The sequence below is a fragment of the Staphylococcus sp. MSU001 genome, assembly GCF_052976705.1.
The window spans coordinates 80,761-95,670 of sequence record NZ_JBRIKK010000007.1 but is presented as its reverse complement, the minus strand read 5'-3'; the positions used below and the strand labels follow the sequence as shown (position 1 = coordinate 95,670).

The following is a 14,910-nucleotide window of genomic DNA, read 5'->3' as shown; positions in this document are numbered from 1 at the left end:
AAATAATTGTAGTAGGAGGAAGAACATAGTGGAGTGGACTCGTGAAGAGAGATACCAACGTATTGAGGATGTTGATAAAACATATCTTGAGCAACTGAAACACCAAGTGGATACATCTTTATATAGACAAACATTTCATATCCAACCTGAAATGGGTTTATTGAATGATCCAAACGGACTCATTTATTATGAAGGATACTACTATATTTCACATCAATGGTTTCCGTTAGGTGCTGTGCACGGTTTAAAATATTGGTTTAATTATAAAAGCAAAGATTTATTACATTTTGAACCTCAAGGAACACTTCTTAAACCTGATACTAAGTATGATAGTCATGGCGTATACAGTGGAAGTGCTTTTGAATATCAAAATCACCTTTATTATATGTATACAGGTAATCACCGTGACCAACATTGGAATAGAATTTCCAGTCAAATGATTGCCAGAATGAACAAAGACGGAAAAATAGAGAAGTTTCCTAAACCTGTGATTTATGGACAACCTGAAGGCTATACAAGTCATTTCAGGGATCCCAAGGTATTTGAAAAAAATAATCAACTGTACGCTATTCTAGGTGCTCAAAATGAAAATGAGATGGGTCGTTTACTTTTATATCGTAGTCAAGATGTTGTTGATTGGCATTTTGAGGGTGAGATTAAAACTAATCTGACACAATTTGGTTATATGTGGGAGTGCCCTGATTATTTTAGACTAGGCAATAAAGATGTCATACTCATGTGTCCACAAGGTGTTGAAGCTGAAGGAGATAAATTTAGAAATATCTATCAATCAGGGTTTATGATAGGAGATTTAAACTTTAATAATCTATTTTTCGATCATGAAAGTTTTCAAGAATTGGATAATGGTTTTGATTTCTATGCGCCACAAACGTTTATTGATGCAGATGGACAACGCATTTTAATAGGATGGATGGGACTTCCAGATACAGAGTATCCTACAGATAAAGAGGGGTGGGCACATTGTCTTACTATTCCTCGAGTACTGACTATTGAAAATGGAAAACTTAAGCAACGACCTTTTAAGCAGTTAGAAGATTTAAGAACAAATAAAGAAACAGCTTTGGGATATGCTAATAAATTCAAACGTAAATTACATCCATATGAGGGTAAACAGTATGAGATGATTATAGATATATTAGAAAATGATGCTTCAGAAATATATTTTGAATTGCGTAGCTCTCGATCTGAATCTACACTGATTACTTATAATAAACACGAAAATAAACTCACTTTAGATCGTACCGATAGTGGGAAACTACCATCAAATGTCGATGGAACAACGCGTTCTACCATTTTAGACTCACCATTAAAACAGTTACAAATTTTTGTAGATACATCTAGTATCGAAATATTTTGTAATGATGGTGAGCGTGTTTTAACCTCACGTATTTTCCCAAATGAGGATGCTACTGGTATAAAAGCTTCGACTGAATCTGGTCAAGTATATTTAAAATTCACTAAATATGAATTAAAAGGGTGATTTATAATGAGACGTCTATTTGCCATTGGTGAGGCATTAATTGATTTCATACCACACGTAACACATTCAAAATTAAAAGATGTTGAACAATTTAGTCGACAAGTTGGAGGCGCACCGTGTAACGTAGCGGCTACAGTAAGTAAATTAGGTGGAAAATCAGAAATGATAACACAACTAGGAAATGACGCGTTTGGTGATATCATTGTAGAAACAATTGAACAACTTGGTGTAGGTACGCAATATATTAAGCGAACTAATAAAGCAAATACTGCGTTGGCATTTGTTAGCCTTCAAGATGATGGTCAAAGAGATTTCTCATTTTATCGTAAACCTTCTGCAGATATGTTATATCAACCTGAAAATATTGATGATATTAAAGTTTTCCAAGACGATATTTTACATTTTTGTTCTGTAGATTTAATAGAGAGTGACATGAAATATGCCCATGAGAAAATGATTGAAAAATTCGAGTCAGTAGGAGGTACTATTGTTTTTGATCCTAATGTACGCTTACCTTTATGGGAAGATAAACTCGAATGTCAACGTACAATTAATGCGTTCATACCTAAAGCTCATATTGTTAAAATATCTGATGAAGAATTATTATTTATTACTGGTAAGAAGAATGAAGATGAAGCAATTCAATCTTTATTTAGAGGTCAAGTTAATGTAGTGATTTATACGCAAGGAGCACAAGGTGCCACTATTTTTACCAAAGATGATTATCGTATTCATCATGAGGGGTATCAAGTTCAAGCAATTGATACAACTGGTGCTGGTGACGCATTTATAGGTGCTATTATTTATTGCATACTCCAGGCTCGGCATTCTGAATGTAAAGATTTATTTAAGGAAAAGGGAAAGGATATACTAGCGTTTAGTAATCGTGTTGCAGCACTTACAACAACGAAACATGGTGCTATTGAAAGTTTGCCAACAAAAGAAGATATAAAAGACTATTATTGATTAAAAACATAAGAAATAAGTCAAACACCCACCTTTACAACTTCATATCGTAAAGGTGGGTGTTACATTATATTTTTTTAACATTACGTACTGAAGCGAAACAATTTTCGCCATTCTTAAAGTAAACAATACGTTCTTTTGAATCAATAGATTCAATATTATGCCTGTTTATCACAAAACTGTTATGACATCTAAAGAAACGTTCATCAAGTTGTGCTAATTCCTTTAAATTTCCATAAAATTCAATTTGTCGATTATCAAGATGTGCGATGAGTCTATGAGATTTCGTAGATGATTCAAAAAACATAATATCATCATATTGAACGTATACTGAATTACTTCCACGTTTTAACTCAATCGTATCTACATTACTTTCTTTAGATAATAATTTGAGTCGTGTATGTGCTGTTTCAAGACAATCTATGATTCTCATTTTTAATTCAGATGGATCATCCTTAAAAATAAAATCCATAGCAGCCACTTTATAAACAAACGTCAAATAAGTGAGTTCACTGTGACTCGTTACAAATATAATATTACCAACAGGATCATGTTTACGAATTTCACTGGCTAATTTAATACCGTTCATATCAGCTTCTAATTGAATATCAAGGAAGTAACAACCAATGTCGTTAAGTTCTTTTGATTCCTCTAAGACCTCATAAGGATCATTTGTTGCTAAAGCTAACTCCATTGGCTTTTCTTCAATCATTATGTAGTTTTTAATGATTGATACCATATGTTCTCTTTGTCTTTGGTCATCTTCACAAACAAAAATTTTCATTTAATTCTACACATCCTTATGATTCCTTATTATTTATTTCGACTTTTTGCACAAAGTAACCATTTTCAATGACAGTATCTAATAAAACATTCTCGTTTGAGTCTGTCAGTTCTTTTAAAGTTGATAAACCTATACCGCGATTATCGCCTTTAGTAGAAAAACCTTGTTCAAACAACTCATGAATTTTAGGAATATCATCACTACATTTATTCATAACGATAAAAGTGACAGATTCATCATTATCAATGAATGCGATATTGATGAGTGGTTCATCAATATTTTCTGAAGCTTCAATAGCATTATCAGTTATAATACCGATAATACGACTAAGCTCAACAGTATTCATATCGATACGATCAATTTCATCAGGAACCTCAATACTAATTGGAATACGTTTTTCTTGAGCTTGAATAATTTTAGTAGTAATCAGCCCTTTAATTTCTCTCACTTTCAATTTTTCAATACCATTCATTTTAATAGAGCGAGTTTTTAATTTATCTTTCATTGGGACGATATGTTCATCAAAATATTTACGTAATCCAGGCATATCATCTTCTCTTATGTAATCTGAAAGAGTGGTGAGGATATTAATATAATCATGTCGGAACTTACGCATTTCATTGTTAATGCTTTCTATACGTAACGTGTACTCATAATATGCTTCGATTTCTTTTACATTACGTTTATACCTCATTTCACGGAGTGTAAAATTGGACATCACTAATATCACTACACTTAAAAAAACCATAATACCCAACAATAAGATGGCATATAATTTAAGCGTATCGTTTCCTCGCATATCAGTTTGTGACACCATATAAAGTAAAATAAATGATATAAAAAGTACAATTGTTATTATGAATAAGTATCTTTTATTGAGTGACAAGTAGGATACTTTTAATTTATTGAACAATAGTTGAGTTAAATAAGCAATGATTAGAGTTATGATTACAAAAAAGCTAAAATGTATTAACTGTAAAGCAAATTTAAACGGAATATAGTCTTTTATAGTTAAATGTATGTAAACAGTTATGAAATTAGTTATATATAAGATCATAGTGGTGAATAATACAACTAATATTGAATAAAGTTTTATTTTTGTATAAAAGAAAATGGTGATTATTATAACCAAAAATATTAATGCTTTACTTTGCCAAAAGTAATACATTATAGCAGAAGGGATTACAATCGTAAAAACGATTATGTAATCCCTAAAATTAAATTTCATATTAATGATAACTTTAGTAACCCAAATCATTAAAAAGATTTGTAGGCCTGCAAACGGAAATAAATTAATATCATCCATATCTTACACACTTTCTAGGGTTATATTTACTCGTATAGTTTAGTCAGTTCTTCTGGCACTTCTGGTTCGTCAAAGTAAGAGGCACATACACTATCTCCTGCTACAGTACCAACAAATTCCAAGATTGTAGTGAAAATTTTTATAAATAAATTAAAAATGTTTTCCATGATTAATATCCTCCTTAGGGAAAAAGATGGGTAGTAATGTTAAAGATTCTAAAATTATACCGAATAAAATAAGTTTATTTATCGGTTCTTTTGTTACTAATGAAATAACTACTATAATACTATATAAAAATATGGAGAGTACTTTTTTTCGCTTTACAAGACGTTTAGGTATAGGTTGTTTCTTAGTTGCTGCAGGTGCGTATAAAATGATAATAATTAAACCGATTAATGCCATAGATAAAAGAACATAATAGTTAATATCTAACTTTATTATTAAGTATGGAAAAATAATAAAGAGAATTATGTTCTGAATATGACATAACAATGACGAATTTGCGTGTGTACCGTGTGCATGTCTTCTAATTAAAAAATAACTTAAATGGGTTAAAAGAGTGTAAAAGAAAGTATGAAAGATTATTGCTAGCCCATACACAACTATAGACTTTTCAATATTTATCGCTAGTACCTGCATCCCTAAACGAACTTTTAGAAACTGAATGTGATCTAAGTTATTTTTACGTTGTAAAAATTGAGCAAATTGCTCAATTTTTTTATCGATGATTTTCACTTGTTTTCTACTCTCCTCAAGTGTCATTATACAATTTTGCGCAACATTTTTTAGAAAACATGCCTAACTGTTAAAAAAATATACCTAAGTGTTTTAATTAAGTACTATTAGTTATTTTATCATATTTAGTTTTACAGTTGAGTACTAAATATTGCTATTTACGAAATTTTAATCTTTAAATGGAAAAATCATGTTTTAATAGACTCATATCACAGAGATGTGATTGAAAGATAGTTGAAAAATTTGCTTAATCTAGTCGAGTGAATGTTAAATTCATTCGTATCCATTACCTTAATTCGAAAGGAGTGAAGTTATAATGGCAGCAGATATCATTTCTACAATCGGTGATTTAGTAAAATGGATTATCGATACAGTTAATAAATTCAAAAAATAATTTTTGAATGAGTCTATTGTAACTTTTGTAACTTTGTTTTCTTCGTATAATTAATACTATTAGTGAGTTGTTGAGCCATCCCAACTTAATAATTTACTAATATAAACTAAGCAAGTGAGAAGCATTTGCTAGTAGCTGTAGTTTCCTTGGACTCAGTGTTACGTATTATTCTTAGCTACCTTAAATAGGTAATTATTTCTAGCATGTAAGCTATCGTAAACAACATTCAATTTATCATGTTAAATAGATAAATTCACTAAAATTTTTTCATAATTAATAACATCCCCAAAAAATAGATTGAAAAAATAACTGTAAAAACATTCCCTTAATAATAAGTTATCAAGCCGTGAGTCTCTCCCAAGCTCACGGCTTTAACTATGCTATTTATAAAGATGTGGTTTTAGATTTTTGAAAACTGGAATATATTCTCTTTGTTGATCTACTAAGTCTATGTCGATATGTGTTGTTAGTACACCTTCTTTATCATCTAAATGGCCTAAAATTTCACCATTAGGATTAATGACAATTGAATTTCCAGCATAACTGGTGTGACCATCATCACCACAACTATTACAAGCTACAATAAAAATATCATTTTCGATTGCTCTCGCTTTTAGTAATGATAACCAATGATCTAGTCTTGAGTTAGGCCACTGTGCTACATAAAAAGCAATTTTAGCACCTTTTCTAGCTGGATAGCGTAATATCTCTGGAAATCGTAAGTCATAACAAATGATTTGTGTCACAAGTGTTTGATCAGATAAATAAAAAGGTTCAGGGACTACATGTCCACCACATAAAAAGTCTGGTTCACGTAACATTGGCACGAGATGTATTTTGTCATATTCATTAATCAATTCTCCGTTTTTATTGATTGCAAAAGCAGTATTATATATATGATTTTCTCTTATATTTGAAACTGAACCTGCAATGATATCCACATTAAATGTATGTGCTAAATCTTTTATAAAGAGAGAACTGTCTTTAAGATTTTTATCAGCTTTTTGTTTTAATTCTTCTAAAGCATAACCGTTATTCCACATTTCTGGAAGCACGACGACACTGGTATCTTTATCTAAATATTGCTTAAACTTAGTTTTGATATTTTGCATATTTTTTTCAACATTTCCACGTTCTACATTGAATTGAAGTATTTGGATTTTCAATATATTCACCCGCCTGTCGTTTTAGTTATAAGATACTAAAATTGCCAGTTAAAGGCAAAATTTCATTTAAAATATCTAAAATTTAATCATGTTAATCTATACATACAACTATATTGAACTAACATAAATTTTGAAATTTTGTTAGGCTTAGGGTGAAGCTTTAGCTTACATCTAATTATCAAGTACTAATTAAAATAAAAAATTTCATGAATACTGTTGTTTACAAATAGTTACTTTTACGTTTCAACTTTATTAATATTAATTTTCAATAATCATATTTAAATGCAAAATGCTTAGTTTTTTTATATACTTGAAATAACAAAAGATTGTAATGGGGAGGTGGTTGAATCTATGAAAAAGTTTAACATTAAACATTCATTTATGCTTACGGGCTTTGCGTTCATGGTAACTACATCATTATTCAGTCACCAAGCACATGCTGAGGGTAGTCATCCTATTGACATTAATTTTTCTGAAGACCAGATTGATAAGAATACAGCTAAGAGCAATACTATCAATCAAGTGAATGACACTAGTCGCACAGGAAATAGTATGAATTCGGATAATGATTTAGACACAGATATCGTTTCAGATTCAGACATTGACACATATTTAGATAGTGATTCAGATTCAGATGGTGACTCAGATTCAGGTAGTGACTCAGGTGCAGACAGTGACTCAGATTCAGACAGTGACTCGGATTCAGATAGTGACTCAGATGCAGACAGCGACTCAGATGCAGACAGTGATTCAGATTCAGACAGCGATTCGGACTCAGATAGTGACTCAGGTGCAGACAGTGACTCGGATTCAGATAGTGACTCAGATGCAGACAGTGATTCAGATTCAGACAGTGACTCAGACTCAGATAGTGATTCAGACTCAGATAGTGACTCAGATTCAGACAGTGACTTAGACTCAGATAGTGACTCGGATTCAGGAAGTGACTCAGATTCAGATAGTGATTCAGACTCTGATACAAGTTCAGGTAAGGGTTCACATACCGGAAAAAAACCTGGTAATACTAAAGGAAATACAAATAGACCTTCTCAAAGTAATACGAATCACCCCCAAAGGCCTAAATACAATCAAACAAATCAAAACAATATAAACCATAATATTAATCATACACGTACTAGTGGAGACGGTGCGCCATATAAACGTCAACAAAATATTATTAATTCTAGTTCAGGTCATAGAAATCAAAATAATATAAATCAATTTATATGGAATAAAAATGGCTTTTTTAAATCTCAAAATAATATCGAACATAGAATGAATAGTAGTGATAATACCAATTCATTAATTAGCAGATTTAGACAATTAGCAACGGGTGCCTATAAGTACAATCCGTTTTTGATTAATCAAGTAAAAAATTTGAATCAATTAGATGGAAAGGTCACAGATAGTGACATTTATAGCTTGTTTAGAAAGCAATCATTTAGAGGAAATGAATATTTAAATTCATTACAAAAAGGGACAAGCTATTTCAGATTTCAATATTTTAATCCACTTAATTCTAGTAAATACTATGAAAATTTAGACGATCAGGTTTTAGCTTTAATTACAGGAGAAATCGGCTCAATGCCAGAACTTAAAAAACCTACGGATAAAGAAGATAAAAATCACAGCGCCTTCAAAAACCATAGTGCAGATGAAATAACAACAAATAATGACGAACACTCCAAAGATTATGATAAGAAAAAGAAAATGCATCGAAGTCTTTTATCATTAAGTATTGCAATAATTGGAATTTTTCTAGGAGTCACTGGACTATATATCTTTAGAAGAAAAGGGTAATAAAATAAGCATCTCGCCATGTATGATAATTGATTTATACATGATGAGATGCTTTTATTTTTAAAATATAAAATGGAATATAAATGTTGCTTGTTCTTGCAATTTTTTAATAGAATCTCCACCTATAACTTGAGTTAATACAACCGAACCATTCATAAGCATGTGTATACCTATTGGCACTGCAATTCGTTTTGTATAAACATAAGCAAGTGAGAAAATGACTCCCATTCCAAAATATACTGGTATAAATTTAAAGTCATTATGTGCTAAAGCGAATATTAGAGAGCTTACTACAGATGCAATAATAAAGCTTACCACACGTGATCCTTTTATAAAGTTATACAATTCTCCGAAGATAACTTTACGAAAAACGTATTCCTCTAAAATGGGGCCTACGATGGATATTAAAACGATAAATATCGGCATTTGCTTAGCAATAGCCATTAACCTTTCGGTGTTTGGACTTCTTTGGGGACTTCCATTGATGGCAAATAAAATTATACTGATAATGAACTGGTAAATCATCACAATACAAAATCCTAATAGAACCCAGGCGAGAATATATCTTTTAGGTTCCTTATGTCCTTGTTCTAATTGAGTAGGATTTTTAATGGTTGCTTGCATGAAAATGATTAACAATGCAACGATGATGAAGATAGATACTTGCATGATAATCATTGTTTGGGCAGTTTGCATTTTAGACATATCTCCAAGTAAATGGCTACCTAAAACCAAACCAGGTAATATTTGAGCTAAACCGTAGAATAGAACGGTTAATAGGGATACCCATAACCTTTTCATAATTTCCCTCCATCTATATATGTATATTATATATTTTATCGTAAATAAAGGTTAAGTACAAAATTAATAGTCCTTATTGCTTGATATATTGACCAATTTTGATTAATATTAAAAACAGATTAGCACTCTATATATCAAAGTGCTAAATCACATGTAAATGAAGGAGGAACAATCATGCTTAAACCATTAGGAAATCGTGTGATTATTGAGAAGAAAGAGCAAGAACAAACAACTAAAAGTGGCATCGTTTTAACAGATAGCGCTAAAGAAAAATCAAATGAAGGTGTGATCATTGCAGTTGGACAAGGTCGTTTATTAGACAATGGCACACAAGTTGCTCCTCAAGTCAGTGAAGGTGACACAATCGTCTTCCAACAATACGCAGGTACTGAAGTGAAACGTGGCGACAAAACATATTTAATTTTAAATGAAGAAGATATATTAGCTATTATAGAATAAAGAGCGAATTTTAAATATTAATTAAATGATTTAATAAGTGGAGGTTGTTTAGACTATGGCAAAAGATCTTAAATTCTCTGAAGACGCACGTCAAGCAATGTTACGTGGCGTTGATAAATTAGCAAACGCTGTAAAGGTTACAATTGGACCTAAAGGGCGAAATGTTGTTTTAGATAAGGATTATACAACACCTTTAATTACAAATGACGGTGTAACAATTGCTAAGGAAATAGAGTTAGAAGATCCATATGAGAATATGGGTGCAAAATTAGTGCAGGAAGTTGCGAATAAAACAAATGAAATTGCTGGGGACGGTACTACTACAGCAACAGTATTAGCGCAATCAATGATTCAGGAAGGTCTTAAGAATGTTACAAGTGGTGCAAATCCTGTAGGCTTAAGACAAGGTATTGACAAAGCAGTGCAAGTGGCTATAGAAGCACTTCATGAGATTTCTCAAAAGGTTGAAAATAAGAACGAGATAGCGCAAGTTGGAGCTATTTCAGCAGCAGATGAAGAAATCGGACGCTACATTTCTGAAGCAATGGATAAAGTAGGTAACGATGGCGTTATCACAATTGAAGAATCAAATGGATTTAATACAGAATTAGAAGTAGTTGAAGGAATGCAATTTGATCGCGGTTATCAATCACCATATATGGTAACTGACTCAGATAAAATGATAGCTGAATTAGAACGTCCATATATATTAGTAACGGATAAGAAAATTTCATCATTCCAAGATATTCTTCCATTATTAGAACAAGTTGTGCAGTCTAGTCGACCAATTTTAATTGTTGCGGATGAAGTAGAAGGTGATGCGCTTACTAATATTGTTTTAAACCGTATGCGCGGAACATTTACTGCTGTAGCAGTTAAAGCTCCAGGATTTGGTGATCGACGTAAAGCAATGTTAGAAGACCTAGCAATATTAACTGGTGCTCAAGTCATTACTGATGATTTAGGTTTAGAACTTAAAGATGCATCTCTTGATATGCTAGGTACTGCAAATAAAGTTGAAGTGACTAAAGATCACACAACAATCGTAGATGGTAATGGTGATGAAAATAATATTGATGCTCGAGTAGGTCAAATTAAAGCGCAAATTGAAGAAACTGATTCAGAGTTTGATAAAGAAAAATTACAGGAACGCTTAGCAAAACTAGCTGGTGGAGTAGCTGTTATCAAAGTAGGGGCTGCAAGTGAAACAGAACTTAAAGAACGTAAACTAAGAATTGAAGACGCATTAAATTCAACACGTGCGGCGGTGGAAGAAGGTATCGTTGCTGGTGGTGGTACTGCGTTAGTCAATATATATCAAAAAGTAAGTGAAATTAAAGCAGAAGGTGATGTTGAAACAGGTGTTAATATTGTTTTACAAGCATTACAAGCACCTGTTAGACAAATTGCTGAAAATGCAGGATTAGAGGGTTCAATTATTGTTGAACGTTTAAAACATGCTGAAGCGGGCGTTGGTTTCAATGCAACAACAAATGAATGGGTTAATATGTTAGAAGAAGGTATAGTAGATCCAACTAAAGTAACTCGTTCAGCGTTACAACATGCAGCAAGTGTAGCTGCTATGTTCTTAACAACTGAAGCAGTCGTTGCTAGTATTCCGGAGCCAGAAAATAATGAACAACCTGGAATGGGTGGCATGCCAGGTATGATGTAGATATTTTATTGATTTTAGACTTCAATATAAATATTTAATTTAAATTACTAAAAAGCTTCTCAAAAGTTGAATAGACTTTTGAGAAGCTTTTTTAGGTATGAGTTAAAATTATCGTAATTACAAAAACGTCAGATATCTCACTATATAGTAAAGTTATAATGTTTAGTCAGTAAAGCTCTGAGAAATCAACGATTTTAATGCAGTTATAAAAATGTTATCTCAATGTTGAAAGTAATAAAAAGTCTTTAGTATTATTCGGTAATTTTAAATTGTGAAAAATTAAAATACATGATATATTATAAATTAAATAACGTATTGTGTATATTTTGTTCGATTATGCTCACACTGTAAATCTCAGTATCATAGGCATATGATATCGAAATTTAATTTAAATCAAAAAATTAGGAGGCACATACAACTATGAAAGACATCAAACCTAATAATTCGAAATTAATACAAACATATTTAAGTAAGAAAACTATAAGATATGGCACAGCAAGTGCATTAACATTGGCACTCTATTTATTTAACAGTAACGTAACTGTGTATGCGGATGAAAATACTGCAAATCAAGGAACATCACCAAAAACTTCACAAACAGCACCTACAAATAATAATGAAAATACAGATGCAACAGCCGTAACAACAGATCAAAATAATAATGATGAAGAAGAATACGATGCGTCATATGAACTACCAATTCTTTATGTAACTGTCTGGCTAGATGATCAAGGAAATATTATTAAAGATGCTGTGGAAGATGCTAAAACCCCTGCTTCAGAAAGGCAACCGGTGAAAATTCCTGGGTACCAACATTATAGAACTTCTGTGAGTGACGGAATTACTAAGTTTATTTATCGTAAAATTAGCACTGCACAATCACCTATGGTTGAAAATAATCAACAAGATAATAATACAAATGAAGTTGTTGAAACAACCAATCAAAATAAAGATGAAGTGAATGGAAAAGAACAAAATCAAGCAAATACTTCGGTAACAAATACACAAATTACCAAAAACGAGAAAGACGAAAACACAAAAACACTACAGAAAGATAAAGAAGAGAAAATTACAAAAACTCCGAAGAAAGATAGAGAGGAGAAAAGCCCAATAAAACCAAATAGCGGTAAAGACAAGAAAGACGAAGTCACAAAAGCACCGAAGAAAGACAAAGAAAAGAAAATCACAAAAACTCCGAAGAAAGATAGAGAGGAGAAAAGCCCAGTAAAACCCAATAGCGTTAAAGACGAGAAAAAATCTAAAGACACAAAAACACCAAATAACGACATAGACGAGAAAGACACAAAAATAACTAAGAAAGACAAAGAAGACGAAATTACAACAACTTCTAAGAAAGATAATAACATTGATGTACAAGATAAATTACCGGAAACAGGTAAAACAAACGATATTCAAAATCCTGCTTTAATAATGTTACTTGCTGGTTTAGGTTTATTAGGATTATTTAGAAATAAAATAAGAGAATAGTTAGTCATAGAGTGTGGGTGTACAATCCACACTTTTTCTATTTAAAAACTTAAAGAATAGGGTGGCGAGTGTAGTTACTTGATAAATAATCATTGTAGAAAAATCACAGAGGCTCAACTTCGAGATAATGGAGATAGAAATCAAAAGTCAAAAACTAATGTACTGAGTATCAATTTATTCGTTTTAGCTTTTTGTACTTAAATCACAAAAATAAAACAATAAATTATTAAAGGGTCGACTAACTAAATTGTGAAGATTCTTAAAATTTATATCCGAAGAAAATATAATTAATATTTTTTAGTAAAAATTACATCATATCAAAATAAATGAAAAGGTTTTAACACATAGTTTTCAAGAGCAAATCAATCAAGATAAGAATAGAACTGGGACTGTGAATAGAGAGCATTCATAATCCCAGCCCCTCAAACTTATTTAATATCATCAATTGCATTAGCAATAGACTCAAAGACATAAGGAATATCTTCTTTTTCTACACAACTAAAGGCAATACGAATATCTGTGCTATTTAAAGCAATAATACCAATTGAATAGTTATTAATTAAATGTTTACGTAATTCTTCTGGATCGACTTGATTTAATTTCAATGACATAAAGTATCCTGAATTAAAGTCATAGGCTTGCCAATATTTAGCATATTTATTATCATATACCACTTGTTTAGTTACTTCGTAGCGTTCTTTTAAAATATTGATATTTTGATCGATTTCTTTATCAAATTGCTCATGATGTTTAAGTACATGTTTGATAGCACTCTGAGAAGGTAGCGGAGAACTTGAAATATTGCTACGAATCAATCCTTTTACTTTAGCTTCTAGTGCATTTTTTAACGTTTCATGATTAATTCCAAACGTCATAAAGCCAACTCGGAAGCCCCAAGAGAAGAATTCTTTAGTAGCTCCATCCAAACGCACTGGTAAAAGGTTTGAAGATTTAACCTGTGTTAAAGCTGTGAAAATCGACTGTTGGTAAACTTCTTCATAAAATAACCCATAGTATGCATCATCGACAACAGTTACTACTTTAGTACCCTTATTAGCTAATTCTTCAATTGCATCTACAATAGTATTAACTTCTTCTTTATTTGGTGTGTAACCAGTTGGGTTATTAGGATAATTTAAAATCATAATCACTTTGTCTTTTTTATATTCTTTTAATGTTTTTACAAGCTCAGATGTAGTGAAGTGTCCTGAGTCATCAAAAATAGAATACGTATCGATATGAGCACCGTGACGTGTACTAAATACAAGTTTATAATTGCCCCAGTTGTGTGTCGGTAATAAGATGGTATCTTCTGTATCTACAAATAAATCAGCTACCAGAGAAAGACCGTGTGTGAGCGCGTTTGTAACGATGGGACGAGAGATAGATTTTGACTTTAAGTCGGGATTTTCATTAAGCATTTTTTTCTGCCATAAATCACGTAATTCCTCTACACCTTGAGGAGGTGCATATGGGAAAATTTCATCCGGTGTAAGGTCATTAAACATTTGGTTAAGTGAATCTGCATACATTTTACCTTCTTTTTTGGTTGCCATACCAATAGTAGCATTATATGTAGTACGTTTTGCTTCGGCGGATTGTGATAAAATTCCTTTTGGATAAAACATCTCTTTACCTAATTGTGACATCATATCTAATACTTCTGGACTTGATTGCTTTATTTCATCATTCAATTTTTGGGCTAATGGATTCATCATTGTCTTAACCTCTTTTCAATAAAGTGTTTATATATATATTATCTTGTATTGCTTTAAAGATAAAGTGTTGTACTAAAGTTATAAATTAAAAATTATCTACCAAAAACAGAACATATG

At 31.6% G+C, this 14,910-nt stretch carries 14 protein-coding genes; 7 read left to right on the top strand and 7 right to left on the bottom strand.

What is annotated here, in order from left to right; all coding sequences use genetic code 11:
• Positions 1-28: 28 nt before the first annotated feature.
• Together ACVBFA_RS04885 and ACVBFA_RS04880 are read left to right on the top strand one after the other, a co-directional pair.
• Positions 29-1,501 (top strand): sucrose-6-phosphate hydrolase, encoded by a 1,473-nt coding sequence (locus ACVBFA_RS04885; protein ID WP_126122539.1) that lies wholly within the window; start codon positions 29-31, stop codon positions 1,499-1,501.
• Positions 1,502-1,507: 6 nt separating this feature from the next.
• Positions 1,508-2,467: a carbohydrate kinase family protein gene (locus ACVBFA_RS04880; RefSeq protein WP_002457913.1), complete on the top strand. Its 960-nt coding sequence runs from the start codon at positions 1,508-1,510 to the stop codon at positions 2,465-2,467.
• A 67-nt stretch (positions 2,468-2,534) separates the two neighbouring features.
• Here the strand turns inward: ACVBFA_RS04880 and agrA are convergent, their stop codons facing one another.
• Genes agrA through ACVBFA_RS04860 form a run of 4 tightly spaced genes read right to left on the bottom strand, consistent with a single transcriptional unit; the run spans position 2,535 to position 5,292 of the window.
• Positions 2,535-3,251 carry a quorum-sensing response regulator AgrA gene (gene agrA / locus ACVBFA_RS04875; protein WP_126122540.1) on the bottom strand — a complete coding sequence of 239 codons (717 nt, stop codon included), beginning with the start codon at positions 3,249-3,251 and terminating at the stop codon, positions 2,535-2,537.
• 16 nt (positions 3,252-3,267) lie between these two features.
• Complete coding sequence (agrC, locus tag ACVBFA_RS04870) at positions 3,268-4,557, bottom strand: quorum-sensing sensor histidine kinase AgrC (protein ID WP_126122541.1); 1,290 nt, start codon at positions 4,555-4,557, stop codon at positions 3,268-3,270.
• Between the two features lie 26 nt (positions 4,558-4,583).
• On the bottom strand, positions 4,584-4,724 hold the full coding sequence (agrD, locus tag ACVBFA_RS04865; RefSeq protein WP_002497212.1) for a cyclic lactone autoinducer peptide AgrD: 141 nt from the start codon (positions 4,722-4,724) through the stop codon (positions 4,584-4,586).
• Positions 4,708-5,292, bottom strand: a complete 585-nt coding sequence (locus tag ACVBFA_RS04860) for an accessory gene regulator AgrB (RefSeq protein WP_126122542.1) — start codon at positions 5,290-5,292, stop codon at positions 4,708-4,710. The genes agrD and ACVBFA_RS04860 overlap by 17 nt, the downstream gene beginning before the upstream one ends.
• A gap of 316 nt (positions 5,293-5,608) precedes the next feature.
• Between ACVBFA_RS04860 and hld the strand changes: the two genes are divergently transcribed.
• Entirely contained in the window at positions 5,609-5,686 is a 78-nt protein-coding gene (gene hld / locus ACVBFA_RS04855) for a delta-hemolysin (RefSeq protein ID WP_002494082.1), read from the top strand.
• A gap of 380 nt (positions 5,687-6,066) precedes the next feature.
• On the opposite strand, the gene ACVBFA_RS04850 is transcribed toward hld, so the two are convergent.
• The gene (locus ACVBFA_RS04850) at positions 6,067-6,852 is read right to left on the bottom strand and encodes a carbon-nitrogen family hydrolase (RefSeq protein ID WP_020363187.1); all 786 of its coding nucleotides are present in this window, start codon (positions 6,850-6,852) and stop codon (positions 6,067-6,069) included.
• A 351-nt stretch (positions 6,853-7,203) separates the two neighbouring features.
• Here ACVBFA_RS04850 and sdrH point away from each other — a divergent pair, with 351 nt between their 5' ends.
• On the top strand, positions 7,204-8,652 hold the full coding sequence (gene sdrH / locus ACVBFA_RS04845; protein WP_185846255.1) for an MSCRAMM-like protein SdrH: 1,449 nt from the start codon (positions 7,204-7,206) through the stop codon (positions 8,650-8,652).
• 60 nt (positions 8,653-8,712) lie between these two features.
• Here sdrH and mroQ read toward each other — a convergent pair whose 3' ends face one another.
• Positions 8,713-9,453 carry an intramembrane glutamic endopeptidase MroQ gene (gene mroQ / locus ACVBFA_RS04840; protein WP_126122651.1) on the bottom strand — a complete coding sequence of 247 codons (741 nt, stop codon included), beginning with the start codon at positions 9,451-9,453 and terminating at the stop codon, positions 8,713-8,715.
• Positions 9,454-9,627: 174 nt separating this feature from the next.
• Here mroQ and groES point away from each other — a divergent pair, with 174 nt between their 5' ends.
• The 3 genes from groES to ACVBFA_RS04825 all read left to right on the top strand — a co-directional run bounded on the left by groES (position 9,628) and on the right by ACVBFA_RS04825 (position 13,075).
• Positions 9,628-9,912 carry a co-chaperone GroES gene (gene groES / locus ACVBFA_RS04835; protein ID WP_001830378.1) on the top strand — a complete coding sequence of 95 codons (285 nt, stop codon included), beginning with the start codon at positions 9,628-9,630 and terminating at the stop codon, positions 9,910-9,912.
• A gap of 55 nt (positions 9,913-9,967) precedes the next feature.
• The gene (groL, locus tag ACVBFA_RS04830) at positions 9,968-11,587 is read left to right on the top strand and encodes a chaperonin GroEL (RefSeq protein ID WP_126122650.1); all 1,620 of its coding nucleotides are present in this window, start codon (positions 9,968-9,970) and stop codon (positions 11,585-11,587) included.
• A gap of 420 nt (positions 11,588-12,007) precedes the next feature.
• On the top strand, positions 12,008-13,075 hold the full coding sequence (locus tag ACVBFA_RS04825; protein WP_126122649.1) for an LPXTG cell wall anchor domain-containing protein: 1,068 nt from the start codon (positions 12,008-12,010) through the stop codon (positions 13,073-13,075).
• A 428-nt stretch (positions 13,076-13,503) separates the two neighbouring features.
• Here the strand turns inward: ACVBFA_RS04825 and ACVBFA_RS04820 are convergent, their stop codons facing one another.
• Complete coding sequence (locus ACVBFA_RS04820; protein ID WP_126122652.1) at positions 13,504-14,790, bottom strand: aminotransferase class I/II-fold pyridoxal phosphate-dependent enzyme; 1,287 nt, start codon at positions 14,788-14,790, stop codon at positions 13,504-13,506.
• Positions 14,791-14,910: the final 120 nt, after the last annotated feature.